This window comes from Pseudomonas cavernicola (assembly GCF_003596405.1).
Taxonomy (GTDB): Bacteria; Pseudomonadota; Gammaproteobacteria; order Pseudomonadales; family Pseudomonadaceae; genus Aquipseudomonas; species Aquipseudomonas cavernicola.
In genome coordinates this window covers 1,074,082-1,093,234 of sequence record NZ_QYUR01000006.1, presented here as the reverse complement: position 1 = coordinate 1,093,234, position 19,153 = coordinate 1,074,082, and the positions used below count along the sequence as shown (strand labels likewise).

The following is a 19,153-nucleotide window of genomic DNA, read 5'->3' as shown; positions in this document are numbered from 1 at the left end:
GTTATCCGTCGCGCGGGAGCTTGCTCCCGCGTTGGCGTGTCTGGAGAAGGCGATTTAAGAGTGTTGAAGAATTATGGCTAAGCGTGACTATTACGAGGTGCTGGGTGTCGAGCGCGGTGCTAGCGAGGCAGAGCTGAAAAAAGCTTATCGCCGGCTGGCAATGAAGCACCACCCGGATCGCAACCCTGACGATAAAGCGTCGGAAGAGCGGTTCAAGGAGGCCAATGAGGCCTACGAAGTGCTGTCCGACGCGAACAAGCGTGCGGCCTTCGACCAGTACGGGCATGCCGGGGTCGATCCGAGCATGGGCGGTGGCGCTGGCGGTGCGGGCTTTGGCGGGGCGAACTTCTCCGACATCTTCGGCGATGTGTTCAGTGACTTCTTCGGTGGTGCGCGTGGTGGTTCGCGTGGCGGTGCGCAGCGCGGCAGTGATCTGCGTTACACCCTGGAGCTCGATCTGGAAGAGGCGGTGCGTGGCACCACCGTAACCATTCGAGTGCCGACGCTGGTCAATTGCAAAATCTGCGAGGGTTCCGGCGCTAAGAAAGGCACTAGTCCGGTGACCTGCACCACTTGTGGCGGCATCGGTCAGGTGCGCATGCAGCAAGGTTTCTTCTCGGTGCAGCAAACGTGTCCGCGGTGCCATGGCAGCGGCAAGATGATTGCCGACCCTTGTGGTGCCTGTCACGGCCACGGCCGGGTGGAAGAGCACAAGACTTTGTCGGTCAAGGTGCCGCCAGGTGTCGATACCGGCGATCGTATTCGCCTTTCCGGTGAGGGTGAGGCGGGCGCCATGGGTGGCCCGGCGGGCGACCTGTATGTCGTGGTGAATGTGCGTGAGCATGCGATCTTCCAGCGCGATGGCAAGCATCTGTACTGCGAAGTACCGATCAGCTTCGCCGATGCGGCGCTGGGTGGTGAGTTGGAAGTGCCGACCCTGGATGGCCGGGTCAAGCTGAAGATTCCAGAAGGTACGCAAACCGGCAAACTGTTCCGTCTGCGTGGCAAGGGTGTTGCGCCGGTTCGTGGTGGTGGCGCGGGCGACCTGATGTGCAGGGTTGCGGTGGAGACGCCAGTGCATCTGGATAAACGCCAGCGTGAGCTGCTCGAAGAGTTTCGGCAAACCTTGCAGGACGACAGCACGCACTCGCCCAAAGCCAGTGGTTGGTTTGAAGGCGTGAAGCGCTTCTTTGGTGATTTGTAAGTTTGTCGAAGGGTAAGTTTTTCGATTTATAAGGGCTTAGGCATGCGACGTATTGCAGTGATGGGCGCCGCTGGGCGCATGGGCAAGACCCTGATCGAGGCGGTGCAGCAGGCGCCGGATGCTGGGCTGACGGCGGCAGTCGATCGGCCTGACAGCACGCTGGTGGGTGCGGATGCCGGAGAGTTGGCCGCGCTTGGGCGTATCGGTGTGCCGCTGTCGGGTGATCTGGCTAAGGTTGCTGACCAGTTCGATGTGCTGATCGATTTTACCCATCCGTCGGTCACCTTGAAGAACCTGGCATTCTGTCGTCAGGCCGGCAAGGCCATGGTGATCGGCACCACGGGCTTCAGTGCCGAGGAAAAGCAACTGCTGGCGGAGGCGGCGAAGGAGATTCCGATCGTCTTCGCGGCCAACTTCAGTGTCGGCGTCAACCTCTGTCTGAAGCTGCTGGATACCGCCGCTCGGGTGCTGGGCGATGAGGTCGATATCGAAATCATCGAGGCGCATCACCGGCACAAGGTCGATGCGCCATCCGGCACGGCGCTGCGCATGGGTGAGGTCGTGGCCAATGCCCTGGGGCGTGATCTGCAGAAGGTCGCGGTCTACGGCCGTGAAGGCCAGACCGGAGCGCGTGAGCGGCAGACCATCGGCTTCGCCACCGTGCGTGCGGGGGATGTGGTCGGCGACCATACCGTGCTGTTCGCGGCGGATGGTGAGCGCGTGGAAATCACCCACAAGGCCTCCAGTCGTATGACCTTCGCCAAGGGGGCGGTGCGTGCCGCGTTGTGGCTGGATGGGCAGCAGCCAGGGCTGTACGACATGCAGGATGTGCTGAGTCTGCACTGAGACAGCTAAACGGTTGTAATGGCGGGTAGACCAAAAAGGCCTTTTTCTGTAAGCTACAGCTTTAGTGTGTCCACTAAAAGCGCGCGGGAACTTGAAAAAGTGATTCGAAAAAAGCGGGGTGACGTGTCCAAACGTCATCCCGCTTTTTTACAACCTGCGTATGCCCTGTCAGGCTTGATTTACGGGAGGTCTTCTTGACTAAGCCAGCCATACTCGCCCTTGCTGATGGCAGCATTTTTCGCGGTGAAGCCATTGGAGTCGACGGTCAAACCGTTGGAGAGGTGGTGTTTAACACCGCCATGACCGGCTATCAGGAAATCCTTACCGATCCTTCCTATGCCCAGCAAATCGTTACCCTGACCTATCCGCATATCGGCAACACCGGCACTACGCCGGAAGACGCTGAATCCAATCGCGTCTGGTCCGCCGGCCTGGTGATTCGCGATCTGCCCCTGGTGGCCAGCAACTGGCGTAGCACCCTGTCGCTGTCGGATTACCTGAAGGCCAACAACGTGGTGGCCATCGCCGGTATCGACACCCGTCGCCTGACCCGCATCCTGCGTGAGAAAGGTGCGCAGAATGGCTGCATCCTGGCTGGCGACAACATCTCCGATGAGCAGGCGCTGGCAGCCGCTCGTGGCTTCCCGGGGCTGAAGGGCATGGATCTGGCGAAGGTGGTGAGCGCTAGCGAGCGTTACGAGTGGCGCTCAAGTGTCTGGAACCTGAAAACCGACAGCCACCCGGAAATCGCCGCCGGCGAGCTGCCGTACCATGTGGTTGCCTACGACTACGGCGTCAAAGTGAACATCCTGCGCATGCTGGTCGAGCGCGGTTGCCGCCTGACCGTGGTGCCGGCGCAGACCCCAGCCAGTGAAGTGCTGGCGCTGAAGCCAGATGGCATATTCCTGTCCAATGGCCCGGGTGATCCGGAGCCGTGCGATTACGCGATCACCGCGATTCGCGACATCCTCGAAACTCAGATTCCGCTGTTCGGCATCTGCCTCGGTCATCAGTTGTTGGCCCTGGCCTCCGGTGCCAAGACCGTGAAGATGGGCCTCGGCCACCACGGCGCTAACCACCCGGTCCAGGATCTGGACAGCGGTGTTGTGATGATCACCAGTCAAAACCACGGTTTTGCGGTAGACGAGACAACCCTGCCGGCCAATCTGCGCGCAACGCATAAGTCGTTGTTCGATGGCACCCTGCAGGGCATCGAGCGCACCGACAAGGTGGCCTTCAGCTTCCAGGGACACCCGGAAGCCAGCCCAGGCCCGATGGATGTTGCGCCACTGTTCGACCGCTTTATCGAAGCCATGGCCGCGCGCCGCTAAGCCTGCCGACAGACCTACGGATTCGAGTGAGAGAAAATGCCAAAACGTACAGACATTAAAAGCATCCTGATTCTCGGCGCTGGCCCCATCGTTATCGGCCAGGCTTGTGAGTTCGACTACTCCGGCGCCCAGGCCTGCAAGGCGCTGCGCGAGGAGGGTTACCGGGTCATTCTGGTGAACTCCAACCCCGCGACCATCATGACCGACCCGGCGATGGCCGACGCCACCTACATCGAGCCGATCAAATGGCAGACCGTGGCCAAGATCATCGAGAAAGAGCGCCCGGATGCGCTGCTGCCGACCATGGGCGGCCAGACCGCGCTGAACTGCGCACTGGATCTGGAGCACCACGGGATTCTGGAGAAGTTCGGTGTCGAGATGATTGGTGCCAACGCCGACACCATCGACAAGGCTGAAGACCGTTCGCGTTTCGACAAGGCGATGAAAGACATCGGCCTGGCCTGCCCGCGTTCCGGTATTGCCCACAGCATGGAAGAAGCCTACGCGGTGCTCGATAAGCTGGGCTTCCCGTGCATCATCCGCCCGTCTTTCACCATGGGCGGCACCGGTGGCGGTATCGCTTACAACCGTGAAGAGTTCGAAGAAATCTGCGCCCGCGGTCTGGACTTGTCGCCGACCAAAGAGCTGCTGATCGACGAATCGCTGATCGGCTGGAAGGAGTACGAGATGGAGGTGGTCCGCGACAAGAAGGACAACTGCATCATCGTCTGCTCCATCGAGAACTTCGATCCGATGGGCGTGCACACCGGCGACTCGATCACGGTTGCGCCAGCGCAAACGCTGACCGACAAGGAATACCAGATCATGCGCAACGCCTCCCTGGCGGTGCTGCGTGAGATCGGCGTGGAAACCGGCGGCTCCAACGTGCAGTTCGGTATCTGCCCGGAAACCGGTCGCATGGTGGTGATCGAGATGAACCCGCGGGTGTCGCGTTCCTCGGCGCTGGCTTCGAAAGCCACCGGCTTTCCGATCGCCAGGGTCGCGGCCAAGCTGGCGATCGGCTACACCCTCGACGAATTGCAGAACGAAATCACTGGCGGCAAGACCCCAGCGTCCTTCGAGCCTTCGATCGATTACGTGGTCACCAAACTGCCACGCTTCGCCTTCGAAAAATTCCCCAAGGCTGACGCACGCCTGACCACTCAGATGAAGTCTGTCGGTGAAGTCATGGCCATCGGCCGCACCTTCCAGGAATCCCTGCAGAAAGCCCTGCGCGGCCTGGAAGTGGGTGTCAGCGGTCTGGACCCCAAGCTCGATCTGGGCAACCCGGAAAGCATGAGCGTGCTCAAGCGTGAGCTGACCGTGCCTGGCGCCGAGCGTATCTGGTACGTGGCGGACGCTTTCCGCGCCGGCATGACGGTCGAAGAAATCTTCGGCATGAACATGATCGACCCCTGGTTCCTGGTACAGATCGAAGACCTGATCAAAGAAGAAGAGAAGATCAAGACCCTGGGTCTGGCCACCATTGACCGCGACTTGATGTTCCGCCTCAAGCGCAAAGGCTTCTCCGATGCGCGCCTGGCCAAGCTGCTGGGTGTCACCGAGAAGAGCCTGCGTCGCCATCGTCACAAGCTTGAGGTCTACCCGGTCTACAAGCGCGTCGACACCTGTGCTGCCGAGTTCGCCACGGATACCGCCTACATGTACTCGACCTATGAGGAAGAGTGCGAGGCTAATCCGTCAAGCCGCGACAAGATCATGATTCTGGGCGGCGGGCCGAACCGTATCGGCCAAGGCATCGAGTTTGACTACTGCTGCGTACACGCGGCACTGGCCCTGCGCGAAGACGGGTACGAGACCATCATGGTCAACTGCAACCCGGAGACCGTGTCCACCGACTACGACACTTCGGATCGCCTGTACTTCGAACCGGTAACCCTGGAAGACGTGCTGGAAATCGTCCGCGTCGAGAAGCCCAAAGGCGTGATCGTCCAGTACGGCGGGCAGACCCCGTTGAAACTGGCGCGTGCCTTGGAAGAAGCTGGTGTACCGATCATCGGCACCAGTCCTGATGCCATCGACCGTGCCGAAGACCGTGAGCGTTTCCAGCAAATGGTCGAACGCCTGAATCTGCGTCAGCCGCCTAACGCCACTGTGCGCAGCGAAGACGAAGCGATTCGCGCTGCTGGCAAGATCGGTTACCCGCTGGTGGTGCGTCCGTCCTACGTACTGGGCGGTCGGGCGATGGAAATCGTCTACGAGGAAGAAGAGCTCAAGCGTTACCTGCGTGAGGCGGTGCAAGTGTCCAACGACAGCCCGGTGCTGCTGGACCACTTCCTCAACTGCGCGATCGAAATGGACGTCGATGCGGTCTGCGACGGCACCGACGTGGTGATCGGCGCGATCATGCAGCACATCGAACAGGCCGGCGTGCACTCCGGTGACTCCGCTTGCTCGCTGCCGCCGTACTCGCTGCCTGCCCATATCCAGGACGAAATGCGCGAGCAGGTCAAGAAGATGGCCCTGGAACTTGGCGTGGTCGGCTTGATGAACGTGCAGTTGGCCCTGCAGGGCGAAGATATCTACGTCATCGAAGTCAACCCGCGCGCATCCCGTACCGTGCCGTTCGTATCGAAGTGCATCGGTGTTTCCCTGGCAATGATCGCGGCTCGCGTGATGGCCGGTAAAACCCTGAAGGAAATCGGCTTCACCAAGGAAATTATTCCGAACTTCTACAGCGTTAAGGAGGCGGTGTTCCCCTTCGCCAAGTTCCCTGGCGTCGACCCGATCCTCGGCCCGGAGATGAAGTCTACCGGTGAAGTGATGGGCGTCGGCGACACCTTCGGTGAAGCGTTCGCCAAGGCCCAGATGGGCGCCAGCGAAGTGCTGCCGACCGGCGGTACCGCGTTCATTAGCGTGCGTGACGACGACAAGCCACTGGTTGCCGGTGTTGCCCGCGACCTGATCAGCCTCGGCTTTGAAGTGGTCGCGACCGCCGGTACTGCCAAGTTGATTGAAGCGGCCGGCCTGAAAGTGCGCCGGGTCAACAAGGTGACTGAAGGTCGTCCGCACGTGGTCGATATGATCAAGAATGATGAAGTCACGCTGATCATCAACACCACCGAAGGTCGTCAGTCGATCGCTGATTCCTATTCCATTCGCCGTAATGCCCTGCAGCATAAGATCTACTGCACCACGACCATTGCTGCTGGCGAGGCTATCTGTGAAGCGCTGAAGTTCGGTCCCGAGAAGACCGTACGTCGCTTGCAGGATCTACACGCAGGATTGAAGGCATGACCAAATACCCGATGACCGTCCGGGGCGCTCGCGCCCTGGAAGAAGAGTTGAATCACCTGACCAAGGTGGTGCGTCCGAAACTCAGCCAAGATATCGGCACCGCGCGTGAGTTAGGTGACTTGAAGGAAAATGCCGAGTATCACGCGGCACGTGAGCAGCAAGGGATGGTCGAGGCGCGTGTTCGCGATATCGAAGGTCGCTTGCAGAATGCTCAGGTCATCGACGTCACAGCGATTCCGAGCACCGGTAAAGTAATCTTTGGCACGACCGTCGAGATCGCTAACGTCGAAACCGATGACCGCGTGACATATCAGATCGTCGGAGAAGACGAGGCCGATATCAAGCTAGGCAAGATTTCAGTCGGTTCACCCATCGCTCGTGCCTTGATTGCCAAGGAAGAGGGCGATGTAGTGGTCGTGAGAACCCCGAGCGGTGTGATCGAGTACGAGATTGTCGAAGTCCGCCATCTTTAAGCGTCAGCCGCTTAAGGCGGGGGCGATCAGCTGGCAATTGGCTCAGACCTTCTGGGTGGGCGGCCTGTGGTTGCTGCACTTCGTCCTGCTCCCCGCGTTGGGGGAAATGGGCTTGGCGCCGCTGCTGATCGAGGAGGTCGCCGGCACGCTAGGCCCATTGCTGGTTGGCCTGGCGGCCTTCTGCGCCTTTCTGCAGCTGTTGGTTCTGCTGCAGGCTGAGCGCTGGTCCAGTCTTTGGCGCGACATGCGTGGCCAGTTGCTGGTGACCATCCTGCTGATGGCGGCGAGTTATTTTGCGGTGCACGAATGGATGCCAGAGGCGGTGCGCTGGCTACTGTTCAATTATTTGGTGCTGGCCCTGTGCGGTTTGCTGCTGGTGTTACAGCCGGTGCCGGGCGGAGAGGGTGGCAGGGCGCGCCAAGCGCGCCACTGACGACTGAAGCGGATGCCCTTAGCTGTGGCGGCTGACGTTAGACAGCTGCTTATTGGCTTTGGGGTTCTTGCGATAAATAAGCGCCATTTTGCCAATTACTTGTACCAGCTCGCTCTTGGCGGTTTTGCACAGTTCGGCAATCGCCGCTAGGCGATCTTCGCGTTCAGTGATTCTGAGCTGGATCTTGATCAGTTCGTGATCGCTCAGCGCGCGCTCCAATTCGGCTAGCACGCCTTCGGTCAAACCGTTGTCAGCCACAATCAATACCGGTTTCAGATGGTGGCCGATAGATTTGTACTGTTTCTTCTGCTCCTGAGTGAGCGGCATAATCTGACCCCTGCGTCTGATCTGGTAAAAAGCGGCGGCCAGTTTACCCGAGCGACCCCGCAACCGCCCAGTTAATCACGCCCCGTCAATTTTGAGGTACCCCGTGGCACGTTCCAAGACTAGCCAGAACTGGCTCAGAGAACATTTCAACGATCCCTACGTGAAAATGGCGCAGAAGGACGGCTACCGTTCGCGCGCAAGCTACAAGTTGCTGGAGATTCAGGAGAAGGACCGCATTCTGCGGCCTGGCAACACCGTGATTGACCTGGGGGCGGCGCCCGGGGGCTGGTCGCAGGTGACCAGTCGGGTGATTGGCGACAAGGGCCGCTTGATTGCCTCGGATATCCTGGAAATGGACAGCATTCCCGATGTCACCTTTATTCAGGGTGACTTTACCGAGGCGCAGGTGCTGGCGCAGATTCTCGAGGCCGTCGGCAATAATCCGGTAGACCTTGTGATTTCCGATATGGCCCCCAATATGAGTGGAGTGAGGATGGCCGATCAGGCGCGCGCCATGTATCTGTGCGAGCTGGCGCTGGATCTCGCCGGGCAGGTGTTGCGTCCGGGGGGCGATTTTCTGATCAAGGTATTTCAGGGCGAGGGCTTCGATCTCTACCACAAGCAGGTTCGGGCTATGTTCGAGAAGGTTCAGATGCGCAAGCCCCTGTCTTCCCGGGGTCGCTCCCGCGAACAATACCTGCTGGCCCGCGGTTTTCGTGGTGCGCCGAGTGGCACTTAAGCCCCTGGGCGAGGTCAAAGAACAAAGCGTTTTGCCGTGATAACACGTGTTTGCCGTAACCGGCCCGAGGGGTCGGCGGTTCATAAAGGGTTACAGACGGTTCCTGCCAGGGGTGGGAGTTGTGTAGTAAGTTAGGCCGGTAAATAACCAGCCGTCATGCGAGGCACGTTCCAGGACGGGGCCTGCTTCAGAGGGTAGCTAATTGAACGATATGGCAAAGAACCTGATCCTGTGGCTCATCATCGCCGCCGTTTTGGTGACTGTGATGAACAACTTCTCCAGCCCGAGCGAGCCGCAGACGCTGAACTACTCGCAATTTATCGAGCAGGTCAAGGATGGCGGGGTTCAGCGAGTGACCGTTGAAGGCTACACCATCAGTGGCATTGGCACCGATGGCAAGCCGTTCACCACGGTGCGCCCGATGATCGAAGATCGCGGTTTGATCGGCGATCTGATCAACAACAACGTGATTGTTGAGGGCAAAAAGCCCGAGCAGCAAAGCATCTGGACGCAGTTGTTGGTCGCCAGCTTCCCGATTCTGGTGATTATCGCCGTCTTCATGTTCTTCATGCGCCAGATGCAGGGCGGTGCCGGTGGTAAAGGCGGGCCGATGAGCTTTGGCAAGAGCAAGGCACGCCTGCTCTCGGAAGATCAGGTCAAGACCACTCTGGCTGACGTCGCAGGCTGCGATGAGGCCAAGGAAGAAGTCGGCGAGCTGGTCGAATTCCTTCGCGATCCAGGCAAGTTCCAGCGTCTGGGCGGCCGTATTCCGCGCGGCGTGCTGATGGTTGGCCCTCCCGGTACCGGTAAGACCTTGTTGGCCAAGGCTATCGCGGGTGAGGCCAAGGTGCCGTTCTTCACCATCTCTGGCTCCGATTTCGTCGAGATGTTCGTCGGTGTGGGTGCATCGCGCGTTCGTGACATGTTCGAGCAGGCTAAGAAGCATGCGCCCTGCATCATCTTCATCGATGAAATCGATGCCGTTGGTCGCCATCGTGGCGCCGGTATGGGGGGCGGTCACGACGAGCGCGAGCAGACCCTCAACCAGTTGTTGGTCGAGATGGATGGCTTCGAGATGAATGACGGCATCATCGTGATCGCCGCTACCAACCGTCCCGATGTGCTGGATCCGGCGCTGTTGCGGCCGGGCCGTTTCGACCGCCAGGTCGTGGTCGGCCTACCGGATATCCGCGGTCGGGAGCAGATTCTGAAAGTCCATATGCGCAAAGTGCCAATGGGCGATGACGTTAGGCCGGCAGTGATTGCCCGTGGTACGCCAGGCTTCTCGGGTGCTGACTTGGCCAACTTGGTCAACGAGGCTTCGCTGTTTGCTGCGCGGTCCGGCAAGCGCCTGGTTGAGATGAAAGAGTTCGAGTTGGCCAAGGACAAAATCATGATGGGCGCTGAGCGCAAATCCATGGTCATGTCCGAAAAAGAGAAGCTCAATACTGCGTTCCATGAGGCTGGCCACGCCATTGTTGGGCGGTTGGTGCCGGAGCATGATCCTGTCTACAAAGTCTCGATTATTCCGCGCGGCCGCGCGCTGGGTGTGACGATGTTCCTTCCAGAGGAGGATCGTTACAGCCTGTCCAAGCGCGCGCTGATCAGTCAGATTTGCTCGCTGTACGGTGGTCGTATCGCTGAGGAGATGACGTTGGGCTTCGACGGTGTCACCACTGGGGCTTCGAACGACATCATGCGTGCCAGCCAGATTGCCCGGAACATGGTGACTAAGTGGGGGCTATCCGAGAAGCTTGGCCCGCTTATGTATGCCGAAGAAGAGGGTGAGGTGTTCCTTGGGCGCAGCATGGGTAGCCAGCACAGCAATATATCTGGCGAGACTGCCAAGATGATTGATCAGGAGGTTCGTAGCATCATCGATCAGTGCTATGGCACGGCCAAGCGTTTGCTGGAAGAGAATCGCGACAAGCTGAATGCGATGGCTGAAGCACTGATGAAGTATGAAACGGTCGATGCTGAGCAGATCGATGACATCATGAGTGGCCGCGTGCCGCGCGAGCCGCGTGACTGGCAAGATGGCGGGGATGATTCCGGTGTGCCGCTAAGCAAACTGGATGAAGTTGAACTCCCCGAGAAGCCCATTGGTGGGCCGGCCGCCGAGCATTAAGGCCTGACATGTCTCTAGCGCAATACCCAAGCCGGCTGCCGTGTGGCAGCCGGTTTCTTGATTTAAGCCGCCCGCAAGTGATGGGCATCCTGAATGTCACCCCTGATTCCTTTTCCGACGGTGGGCGCTTTAGTCGCGTGGATGCGGCCCTCAAGCATGCTGCGAGTATGGTTGCCGCCGGCGCAACTCTGATTGACGTGGGTGGCGAGTCCACTCGGCCGGGGGCTCGCGCGGTGTCACCGGTTGAGGAGCTTGAGCGAGTCGCGCCGGTGGTTGAGGCGATTGCGCGTGAGCTGGATGTGATCGTCTCGGTGGATACCTCGACGCCTGCGGTCATGCGTGAAGTTGCTCGGCTTGGTGCTGGGCTGATCAATGACGTGCGCTCGCTGCGGCGCGATGGTGCATTGGAGGCGCTGGTAGCTAGTGGTCTGCCGGTGTGCTTGATGCATATGCGCGGTGAGCCGGGCAACATGCAGCAAAATCCTCACTATGCGAATCTCCTGGGCGAGGTCAGTGATTTTCTGCTCGAGCGCCTGGGCGCCTGTGCAGCGGTCGGGATCGGTGCTGAGCGGGTGATCCTCGATCCAGGGTTTGGTTTTGCCAAAACGCTGGAGCATAACCTGAGTCTCTTCAAACACCTGGAGGTCTTGCATGCGCTCGGTCGGCCGCTGTTGGTCGGTGTTTCGCGCAAGAGCATGATCGGCCAGGCGCTGGGGCGAGAGGTGGGCGAGCGTTTATACGGTGGCTTGGCTTTGGCCGCTTTGGCGGTGGTCAAGGGGGCGCGCATCCTGCGCGTGCATGATGTGGCCGAGACGGTTGATGTCGTACGCATGATCACTGCTGTGGAAACGGCAGAATAAGAAAGACGGAGCGTTTATGAGCAGAAAATATTTTGGCACCGATGGTATTCGTGGTCGTGTCGGTGAATTTCCGATTACTCCTGAATTTATGCTCAAGCTGGGCTGGGCTGCTGGTATGGCTTTTCGCCGTCAGGGCGCTTGTCGTGTTTTGATCGGCAAGGACACGCGGATTTCTGGCTATATGTTTGAGTCGGCGCTGGAGGCGGGATTGTCCGCGGCCGGGGCTGACGTGTTGCTGCTGGGGCCGATGCCGACGCCGGCTATTGCTTATCTGACCCGTACCTTTCATGCAGAGGCCGGTATTGTCATCAGCGCCTCGCACAATCCGCATCATGATAACGGCATCAAGTTCTTCTCTGGCCAGGGCACCAAGCTGCCAGATGAGGTAGAGCTAATGATTGAGGAACTGCTCGACACGCCGATGAGCGTGGTTGAGTCGGCGCAGTTGGGCAAGGTCTCGCGGATCAATGATGCCGCTGGTCGTTATATCGAGTTCTGTAAAAGCAGCGTGCCGAGCAGCACGGATTTCGCTGGCCTCAAGCTGGTGGTCGATTGTGCGCATGGCGCGGCCTACAAGGTCGCGCCGAGTGTGTTTCGTGAGTTGGGTGCGGAGGTGTCGGTGCTTTCCGCGCAGCCGAACGGCTTGAACATCAATGATGAGTGCGGCTCGACCCATGTGTCGGCTTTGCAGGCCGCCGTTGTGGCACAGCAAGCGGATTTGGGTATCGCTTTCGATGGTGATGCTGACCGTGTGTTGATGGTCGATCACACTGGTGCGGTGGTGGACGGCGATGAGTTGCTATTCATCATCGCGCGCGACCTGCAGGAGCGTGGCAAGTTGCAGGGTGGGGTGGTTGGTACCCTAATGAGCAATTTGGGCCTGGAGTTGGCGCTGGCTGATCTGGGCATCCCCTTTGTGCGTGCGAAAGTGGGCGATCGCTATGTGATTAGCGAGTTGCTGGAGCGCAATTGGCAGTTAGGTGGCGAGAATTCGGGGCATATCGTGTGCTTCCAGCACACCACGACTGGCGATGCGATTATCGCAGCCTTGCAGGTTTTGCTGGCGCTTAAGCGTCGTGAGCAGAGTTTGGCAGAGGCACGGCAAAGCTTGCGTAAATGCCCGCAGGTATTGGTCAATGTGCGCTTTGCTGGCGGGCAGAACCCGGTCGAACATGCCGCCGTGCAGGAGGCTTGTGCGCGGGTTACTGAGCTGATGGGCGGGCGCGGGCGCGTACTGTTGCGTAAATCCGGTACCGAACCGCTGGTCAGGGTTATGGTGGAAGGTGACGATGAGGCTTTGGTGCGTAGCTATGCCGATGAATTGGCTAAAGTAGTTACAGAAGTCTGTGCTTGATTCGGCTTGCCAGCCCAGAAGCTCTTGGGTAACATCTGCGCCCACTTTGATCGACGAGGTAGAGCATGCGTCGCCCCTTGGTAGCTGGTAACTGGAAAATGCACGGTACCCGCGCCAGCGTCGCTGAGCTGATCAAAAGTCTTCGTCTTTTGGCTTTGCCAGGCGGAGTCGAAGTTGCAGTTTTTCCGCCCTGTCTGTACATCAATCAGGTAGTGACTGGCCTAGATGGCAAGTCGATTGCTGTCGGTGCGCAGAATTGCGCGGCTGAGCCAATGCAGGGTGCGCTGACGGGTGAAGTTGCACCAAGTCAGTTGGTTGATGCTGGCTGTTCTTTGGTGTTGGTTGGTCACTCGGAGCGACGCTTGGTTCTCGGTGAGCGTGATGAGTTGCTGAGTCGCAAGTTTGCTGCCGCACAATCTTGTGGGTTGATTCCGGTGTTGTGCATCGGTGAGACCCTCGAGCAGCGCGAGGCGGGTAAGACTCTTGAGGTGGTCGGGCGTCAGCTTGGCCGCGTCATCGAGGAGTTGGGCGTTGGTGCATTCGCTCACGCAGTTGTAGCTTATGAGCCGGTCTGGGCGATTGGTACCGGGCTGACGGCGTCGCCGCAGCAAGCGCAGGAAGTGCATGCGGCTATTCGTGCGCAACTGGCAGCAGAAAATGCTGAAGTGGCGCGCGGTGTAAGGATTCTTTATGGCGGCAGTGTTAAGGCGGCCAATGCGGTTGAATTGTTCGGCATGCCGGATATCGATGGGGGGCTCATTGGTGGAGCCTCTCTGAATGCGGATGAGTTTGGTGCGATTTGTCGCGCCGCAGGAAGCTGAAGAAATGCTGGAAACTGTCGTTGTGGTTTTGCATCTGTTGGCAGCGCTGGGTGTTGTTGCGCTAGTTCTGCTGCAGCAGGGTAAGGGGGCTGATGCTGGCGCCTCTTTTGGTTCCGGTGCTTCGGCAACTGTGTTTGGTAGCCAAGGTTCCTCTACCTTTCTTAGTCGCTTTACTGCTATACTTGCAGCCGCTTTTTTCATTAGTAGCTTGGGCTTAGGCTTCTTTGCTAAAGAAAAGGCTGAAGCGCTGACTCAGGTTGGATTGCCTGATCCGGCGGTTCTGGAAGTGCAGCAAGAAAAGCCGGCAGCTGAAGATGTGCCGGTGCTCGAAGAGCAAAAGCCAGCGTCTAACGCGGCTGACGTACCTCAAGCTCAAGAGCAGAAGTAAAAAGAGTTTTGCCGAGGTGGTGGAATTGGTAGACACGCTACCTTGAGGTGGTAGTGGCCATAGGCTGTAGGGGTTCGAGTCCCCTCCTCGGTACCAATTAAACAAGAAGGCCCGCTGTATGCGGGCTTTCTTGTTGGCAGGGGTTAGATTGACCCTTAACTAGGTTCGGTCGTATACTTCGGCCCCAGCTTTGGCGCGGGGTGGAGCAGTCTGGTAGCTCGTCGGGCTCATAACCCGAAGGTCGTTGGTTCAAATCCAGCCCCCGCAACCAGTTGTAGCGGAGCCCCTTTTCAGGGGCTTTTTGCTAGCTGGGCAGTCAGTTCCGCTAGTATTTATAAGCGGTTTTAAAGGGATGGGCGTTTCGCCCATTTTTTATTTGCACAGCGCGCACGAGGGGTTCAGGTGTCGAGCAAGCTAGAAGAGTTGCAGGCCTTGTTGGCCCCGGTAGTCGAGGCTCTTGGCTATCAATGCTGGGGTATCGAGTTCCTGTCTCAGGGGCGGCATTCTCTGCTGCGGATCTATATCGATCATGCCAATGGCATTCTCGTGGAAGACTGCGAGAAGGTTAGCCGTCAGTTGAGTGGCGTTCTCGATGTCGAGGACCCAGTCAGTAGCGAATACACCCTTGAGGTGTCCTCTCCGGGTATGGATCGGCCTCTGTTCACTATTGAACAGTTCGCTGCGCATGCCGGTGAGCAAGTGAAGATCAAGCTGCGTTCGCCTTTTGATGGGCGGCGCAACTTTCAGGGCCTCCTCCGCGGAGTAGAGGAGCAGGACGTCGTGGTGCTGGTGGATGATCACGAATATCTGTTGCCGATCGATTCGATCGACAAGGCCAATATTGTTCCCAGTTTTGACTGAGACGCGGATCCCGCGGATCCAATGGATTGCGAAAGGCGAGGCGTACGATGAGCAAAGAAGTACTGCTGGTTGTTGAGTCGGTGTCCAACGAAAAGGGCGTACCGGCCGGCGTTATTTTTGAAGCGCTGGAGCTGGCCCTGGCCACTGCGACCAAAAAGCGTTTTGACGTTGAGGTTGAGTTGCGCGTGGAGATTAATCGCCACACTGGTAACTACGAGACCTTCCGTTGCTGGACCGTGGTCGACGATGAGTCGCTGCTTAACCTGGCTTCTGAGCTGACGCTCGATGAGGCGCGGGAACAAAAGCCTGATGCCAAGATTGGCGACGTGATCGAAGAGAAAGTCGAATCGATCGAGTTCGGTCGCATCGCTGCGCAGACTGCCAAGCAGGTGATCGTGCAGAAGGTTCGTGAGGCTGAGCGCGCGCAAGTAGTCGAGGCTTATCGCGAGCGACTCGGTGAGATCATTGCCGGCACCGTGAAGAAGGTGACCCGCGACAACGTCATCGTCGATCTTGGTAACAACGCCGAAGCGTTGCTGGCTCGTGAAGACATCATCTCGCGTGAGACTTTCCGCGTTGGCGCCCGCGTGCGCGCGCTGCTGAAAGAGATCCGTACCGAAAACCGCGGTCCGCAGCTGATTTTGTCGCGCACTGCGCCGGAGATGCTGATCGAGTTGTTTCGCATCGAAGTACCGGAAATCGCTGAAGAGTTGATCGAAGTGATGGCCGCCTCCCGTGATCCGGGTTCGCGCGCCAAAATTGCCGTGCGCTCCAAAGACAAACGCATCGACCCGCAAGGCGCCTGCATCGGCATGCGCGGCTCGCGTGTGCAAGCAGTGTCGGGTGAGTTGGGCGGCGAGCGTGTCGATATCGTGCTGTGGGATGACAATCCTGCGCAGTTCGTGATCAACGCCATGTCACCGGCCGAAGTCGCAGCCATCATCGTTGATGAAGATGCCCATGCCATGGACATCGCCGTTGGCGAAGACAACCTGGCTCAGGCTATTGGTCGTGGCGGTCAGAACGTGCGGTTAGCCAGTCAGTTGACTGGTTGGACGCTGAATGTGATGACCGAAGCGGATATTCAGGCGAAGCAACAAGCTGAAACTGGCGACATCCTGCAGCGCTTTATCGACGAGCTGGAAGTCGATGAAGAGTTGGCGCAGGTGTTGGTGGAAGAAGGCTTCACTAGCCTGGAAGAAATCGCCTATGTACCGATGGAAGAAATGCTCAGCATCGACGGCTTTGACGAAGACATCGTCACCGAGCTGCGCGCTCGCGCCAAGGATCGCTTGCTGACTAAAGCCATCGCTACAGAAGAAAAGCTGGCAGACGCTCATCCCGCCGACGACCTGCTCTCACTCGAGGGTATGGAGAAGGCGCTTGCGCATGAACTGGCAGTGCGCGGCGTGATTACCCGCGAAGACCTGGCCGAGCAGTCGATTGACGACCTGCTCGACATCGACGGTATCGACGCTGAGCGTGCCGGCAAGTTGATCATGGCCGCCCGAGCCCATTGGTTCGAGTAAGTACGCGGCCTGAGGAGAGAAGTGCATGACGCAAGTCACGGTGAAAGAACTGGCCCAAGTGGTCGACACACCGGTAGAGCGCCTGCTGCTGCAGATGCGTGAGGCGGGTTTACCGCACACCAGCGCCGAGCAAGTTGTGACCGATAATGAGAAGCAGGCCTTGTTGGCGCATCTCAAAGGAAGTCACGGCGAAAAGGTTGAAGAACCGCGCAAGATTACCTTGCAGCGCAAGACCACGAGCACGCTGCGCGTCGCCGGTAGCAAAACTATCAGTGTTGAAGTGCGCAAGAAGAAGACCTTCGTTAAGCGCAGCTCGGAAGAAATCGAAGCCGAACAGAAGCGTGAGCAGGAAGAGCAGCGCGCTGCGGAAGAGACTGCGCGTCTGAAGGCTGCCGAAGAAGCCAAGCGTCAGGCTGAAGAGGAAGCGCGCCGTCAGGCCAGCGCTCCAGCTCTGTCCGCCGCTCAAGCTGAAGTGGTTCGCGACGTTGCGGCAGTGATTGCAGCGGTTGAGCTGCCGCCGGTTGTTGTGCCGGTGGCGGATGAGCGTAAGAAAGATGAGCCGCGTCGCCCGGACAAGACTCGCGCTGATGACAGCGATCGCCGTGGCGACCGTAAGAACACTGCGCATCGTCCGTCGATCAAAGAGAAAGAAAAAGTTCCGGCTCCGCGTGTGGCACCGCGTACTACTGACGAGGAAAGCGACAGCTTCCGTCGCGGTGGGCGTGGCAAGGCCAAGCTGAAGAAGCGTAACCAACACGGCTTCCAGAGCCCAACCGGCCCGGTAGTACGCGATGTGGCGATCGGCGAGACCATCACGGTTGGCGAGCTGTCGCAACAGATGTCGGTCAAAGCCGCTGAAGTGATCAAGTTCATGTTCAAGATGGGCACTCCGGTGACCATCAACCAGGTTCTGGATCAGGAAACTGCTCAACTGATTGCTGAAGAACTCGGCCACAACGTCAAGCTGATCAGCGACAACGCCCTGGAAGAGCAACTGGCCGAATCCCTGAAGTTCGAAGGTGAAGCCATTGCCCGTGCGCCGGTCGTGACCGTTATGGGTCATGTCGACCACGGTAAGACGTCCCTGCTCGACTACATTCGTCGCGCCAAGGTGGCCGCCGGTGAAGCGGGTGGTATCACCCAGCACATCGGTGCCTACCACGTGGAAACTGACCGCGGCATGGTCACGTTCCTCGATACCCCGGGTCACGCGGCGTTTACCGCCATGCGTGCGCGTGGTGCCAAGGCTACCGACATCGTCATCCTGGTGGTGGCGGCGGACGACGGCGTCATGCCGCAGACCATTGAAGCTGTGCAGCATGCGAAGGCTGCGGGTGTTCCGCTGGTCGTTGCAATCAACAAAATCGACAAGCCAGGTGCCGATCTCGATCGCATCCGGAGCGAGCTGTCCACCCATGGTGTTACCTCGGAAGAGTGGGGTGGTGACAGTCCGTTCGTTTCGGTCTCCGCGAAAATGGGTACCGGCGTCGACGATCTGCTTGAAGCAGTCCTGTTGCAAGCCGAAGTCTTGGAACTGAAAGCGATCCCGTCCGCTCCTGGACGAGGCGTCGTGGTTGAATCGCGTCTGGATAAGGGCCGTGGCCCGGTAGCCACCGTGCTGGTACAGGACGGTACGCTGCGCCAAGGCGACATGGTGCTGGTCGGCTCCAACTTCGGCCGTATCCGCGCCATGCTCGATGAGAACGGCAAACCGGTGAAAGAAGCTGGCCCGTCGATCCCGGTTGAGATTCTCGGCTTGGATGGCACCCCGGATGCGGGTGACGAGCTCAGCGTGTTGACCGATGAGAAGAAGGCGCGTGAAGTAGCCTTGTTCCGTCAAGGCAAGTTCCGCGAAGTCAAACTGGCTCGCGCGCATGCCGGCAAGCTGGAAAACATCTTCGAGAGCATGGGCCAGGCAGAGAAGAAGACGCTCAATATCGTCCTCAAATCTGACGTCCGTGGATCGCTGGAAGCATTGCAGGGCGCCTTGGGTGGCCTGGGTAACGAAGAAGTGCAAGTGTGCGTGGTCGGTGGCGGTGTCGGTGGTATCACCGAGAGCGATGCGAACCTGGCACTGGCCTCCAACGCCGTACTGTTCGGCTTCAACGTGCGTGCCGATGCTGGCGCACGGAAGATTGTCGAGCAGGAAGGTCTGGATATGCGTTACTACAACGTGATCTACGACATCATCGAAGACGTCAAGAAAGCCCTCACCGGTATGCTCGGCAGCGATGTTCGCGAGAACATTCTGGGTATTGCCGAAGTGCGTGACGTGTTCCGTTCGCCGAAGTTTGGCGCGATCGCCGGTTGCATGGTGCTGGAAGGCATGGTTCACCGTAACCGTCCGATCCGCGTACTGCGTGAAGACGTGGTGATCTTCGAAGGCGAGCTGGAGTCCCTGCGCCGCTTCAAGGACGACATGTCCGAAGTGCGTGCTGGCATGGAATGCGGTATCGGTGTGAAGAGCTACAACGACGTCAAAGTCGGTGACAAGATCGAAGTGTTCGAGAAGATCCAAGTGGCTCGTAGCCTCTAAGCGCGAGCTGTTATACGCAACGCCCGGTCCGGCTTCCGCCTGGCCGGGCGTTTGCCGCTTTCAGA

16 protein-coding genes and 2 tRNA genes are annotated in these 19,153 nt (G+C 58.8%); 17 read left to right on the top strand and 1 reads right to left on the bottom strand.

Translation table 11 applies throughout. The annotated features are described in order from the left end of the window. Nucleotides 1-73 precede the first annotated feature (73 nt). The 6 genes from dnaJ to D3879_RS21250 all read left to right on the top strand — a co-directional run bounded on the left by dnaJ (nt 74) and on the right by D3879_RS21250 (nt 7,545). Nucleotides 74-1,204, top strand: a complete 1,131-nt coding sequence (gene dnaJ / locus D3879_RS21275; RefSeq protein ID WP_119956207.1) for a molecular chaperone DnaJ — start codon at nt 74-76, stop codon at nt 1,202-1,204. A 42-nt stretch (nt 1,205-1,246) separates the two neighbouring features. Beyond that, nucleotides 1,247-2,050, top strand: coding sequence for a 4-hydroxy-tetrahydrodipicolinate reductase (gene dapB, locus D3879_RS21270; protein ID WP_119956206.1), 804 nt, complete (start codon nt 1,247-1,249; stop codon nt 2,048-2,050). Nucleotides 2,051-2,244: 194 nt separating this feature from the next. After that, nucleotides 2,245-3,381: a glutamine-hydrolyzing carbamoyl-phosphate synthase small subunit gene (gene carA / locus D3879_RS21265; RefSeq protein WP_119956205.1), complete on the top strand. Its 1,137-nt coding sequence runs from the start codon at nt 2,245-2,247 to the stop codon at nt 3,379-3,381. Between the two features lie 36 nt (nt 3,382-3,417). Continuing rightward, nucleotides 3,418-6,639: a carbamoyl-phosphate synthase large subunit gene (carB, locus tag D3879_RS21260; protein WP_119956204.1), complete on the top strand. Its 3,222-nt coding sequence runs from the start codon at nt 3,418-3,420 to the stop codon at nt 6,637-6,639. Then, the gene (gene greA / locus D3879_RS21255) at nt 6,636-7,112 is read left to right on the top strand and encodes a transcription elongation factor GreA (protein WP_119956203.1); all 477 of its coding nucleotides are present in this window, start codon (nt 6,636-6,638) and stop codon (nt 7,110-7,112) included. The genes carB and greA overlap by 4 nt, the downstream gene beginning before the upstream one ends. Then, a complete protein-coding gene (locus D3879_RS21250) occupies nt 7,090-7,545 on the top strand; it encodes a DUF4149 domain-containing protein (RefSeq protein WP_119956202.1) in 456 nt (151 codons plus the stop codon). The genes greA and D3879_RS21250 overlap by 23 nt, the downstream gene beginning before the upstream one ends. A gap of 18 nt (nt 7,546-7,563) precedes the next feature. On the opposite strand, the gene yhbY is transcribed toward D3879_RS21250, so the two are convergent. Further along, nucleotides 7,564-7,872: a ribosome assembly RNA-binding protein YhbY gene (gene yhbY / locus D3879_RS21245; protein ID WP_119956201.1), complete on the bottom strand. Its 309-nt coding sequence runs from the start codon at nt 7,870-7,872 to the stop codon at nt 7,564-7,566. Between the two features lie 103 nt (nt 7,873-7,975). Here yhbY and rlmE point away from each other — a divergent pair, with 103 nt between their 5' ends. The 11 genes from rlmE (at nt 7,976) to infB (ending at nt 19,088) form a co-directional block, all read left to right on the top strand. Continuing rightward, nucleotides 7,976-8,611 (top strand): 23S rRNA (uridine(2552)-2'-O)-methyltransferase RlmE, encoded by a 636-nt coding sequence (gene rlmE / locus D3879_RS21240; RefSeq protein ID WP_119956200.1) that lies wholly within the window; start codon nt 7,976-7,978, stop codon nt 8,609-8,611. A 211-nt stretch (nt 8,612-8,822) separates the two neighbouring features. Further along, on the top strand, nt 8,823-10,739 hold the full coding sequence (ftsH, locus tag D3879_RS21235; RefSeq protein WP_119956199.1) for an ATP-dependent zinc metalloprotease FtsH: 1,917 nt from the start codon (nt 8,823-8,825) through the stop codon (nt 10,737-10,739). A gap of 8 nt (nt 10,740-10,747) precedes the next feature. After that, nucleotides 10,748-11,599, top strand: a complete 852-nt coding sequence (folP, locus tag D3879_RS21230) for a dihydropteroate synthase (RefSeq protein WP_119956198.1) — start codon at nt 10,748-10,750, stop codon at nt 11,597-11,599. A gap of 16 nt (nt 11,600-11,615) precedes the next feature. Then, nucleotides 11,616-12,953 (top strand): phosphoglucosamine mutase, encoded by a 1,338-nt coding sequence (gene glmM, locus D3879_RS21225; protein ID WP_119956197.1) that lies wholly within the window; start codon nt 11,616-11,618, stop codon nt 12,951-12,953. Between the two features lie 65 nt (nt 12,954-13,018). Next, nucleotides 13,019-13,774, top strand: a complete 756-nt coding sequence (tpiA, locus tag D3879_RS21220) for a triose-phosphate isomerase (protein ID WP_119956196.1) — start codon at nt 13,019-13,021, stop codon at nt 13,772-13,774. Nucleotides 13,775-13,778: 4 nt separating this feature from the next. Further along, nucleotides 13,779-14,162, top strand: a complete 384-nt coding sequence (secG, locus tag D3879_RS21215; RefSeq protein WP_119956195.1) for a preprotein translocase subunit SecG — start codon at nt 13,779-13,781, stop codon at nt 14,160-14,162. Between the two features lie 10 nt (nt 14,163-14,172). After that, nucleotides 14,173-14,258, top strand: a tRNA-Leu gene (locus tag D3879_RS21210). Between the two features lie 98 nt (nt 14,259-14,356). Then, nucleotides 14,357-14,433, top strand: a tRNA-Met gene (locus tag D3879_RS21205). A 131-nt stretch (nt 14,434-14,564) separates the two neighbouring features. After that, nucleotides 14,565-15,023: a ribosome maturation factor RimP gene (gene rimP, locus D3879_RS21200; RefSeq protein ID WP_119956194.1), complete on the top strand. Its 459-nt coding sequence runs from the start codon at nt 14,565-14,567 to the stop codon at nt 15,021-15,023. A gap of 47 nt (nt 15,024-15,070) precedes the next feature. After that, on the top strand, nt 15,071-16,552 hold the full coding sequence (nusA, locus tag D3879_RS21195; protein WP_119956193.1) for a transcription termination factor NusA: 1,482 nt from the start codon (nt 15,071-15,073) through the stop codon (nt 16,550-16,552). A 25-nt stretch (nt 16,553-16,577) separates the two neighbouring features. Beyond that, the gene (gene infB / locus D3879_RS21190) at nt 16,578-19,088 is read left to right on the top strand and encodes a translation initiation factor IF-2 (RefSeq protein ID WP_119956192.1); all 2,511 of its coding nucleotides are present in this window, start codon (nt 16,578-16,580) and stop codon (nt 19,086-19,088) included. Nucleotides 19,089-19,153 lie beyond the last annotated feature (65 nt).

What these genes read in the sequence shown, in the direction of transcription:
- dnaJ (WP_119956207.1), top strand. Translation starts at nt 74, where the DNA reads ATGGCTAAGCGTGACTATTACGAGGTGCTGGGTGTCGAGCGCGGTGCT.
- dapB (WP_119956206.1), top strand. Translation starts at nt 1,247, where the DNA reads ATGCGACGTATTGCAGTGATGGGCGCCGCTGGGCGCATGGGCAAGACC.
- carB (WP_119956204.1), top strand. Translation starts at nt 3,418, where the DNA reads ATGCCAAAACGTACAGACATTAAAAGCATCCTGATTCTCGGCGCTGGC.
- greA (WP_119956203.1), top strand. Translation starts at nt 6,636, where the DNA reads ATGACCAAATACCCGATGACCGTCCGGGGCGCTCGCGCCCTGGAAGAA.
- yhbY (WP_119956201.1), bottom strand. Translation starts at nt 7,872, where the DNA reads ATGCCGCTCACTCAGGAGCAGAAGAAACAGTACAAATCTATCGGCCAC.
- ftsH (WP_119956199.1), top strand. Translation starts at nt 8,823, where the DNA reads ATGGCAAAGAACCTGATCCTGTGGCTCATCATCGCCGCCGTTTTGGTG.
- folP (WP_119956198.1), top strand. Translation starts at nt 10,748, where the DNA reads ATGTCTCTAGCGCAATACCCAAGCCGGCTGCCGTGTGGCAGCCGGTTT.
- glmM (WP_119956197.1), top strand. Translation starts at nt 11,616, where the DNA reads ATGAGCAGAAAATATTTTGGCACCGATGGTATTCGTGGTCGTGTCGGT.
- tpiA (WP_119956196.1), top strand. Translation starts at nt 13,019, where the DNA reads ATGCGTCGCCCCTTGGTAGCTGGTAACTGGAAAATGCACGGTACCCGC.
- secG (WP_119956195.1), top strand. Translation starts at nt 13,779, where the DNA reads ATGCTGGAAACTGTCGTTGTGGTTTTGCATCTGTTGGCAGCGCTGGGT.
- nusA (WP_119956193.1), top strand. Translation starts at nt 15,071, where the DNA reads ATGAGCAAAGAAGTACTGCTGGTTGTTGAGTCGGTGTCCAACGAAAAG.
- infB (WP_119956192.1), top strand. Translation starts at nt 16,578, where the DNA reads ATGACGCAAGTCACGGTGAAAGAACTGGCCCAAGTGGTCGACACACCG.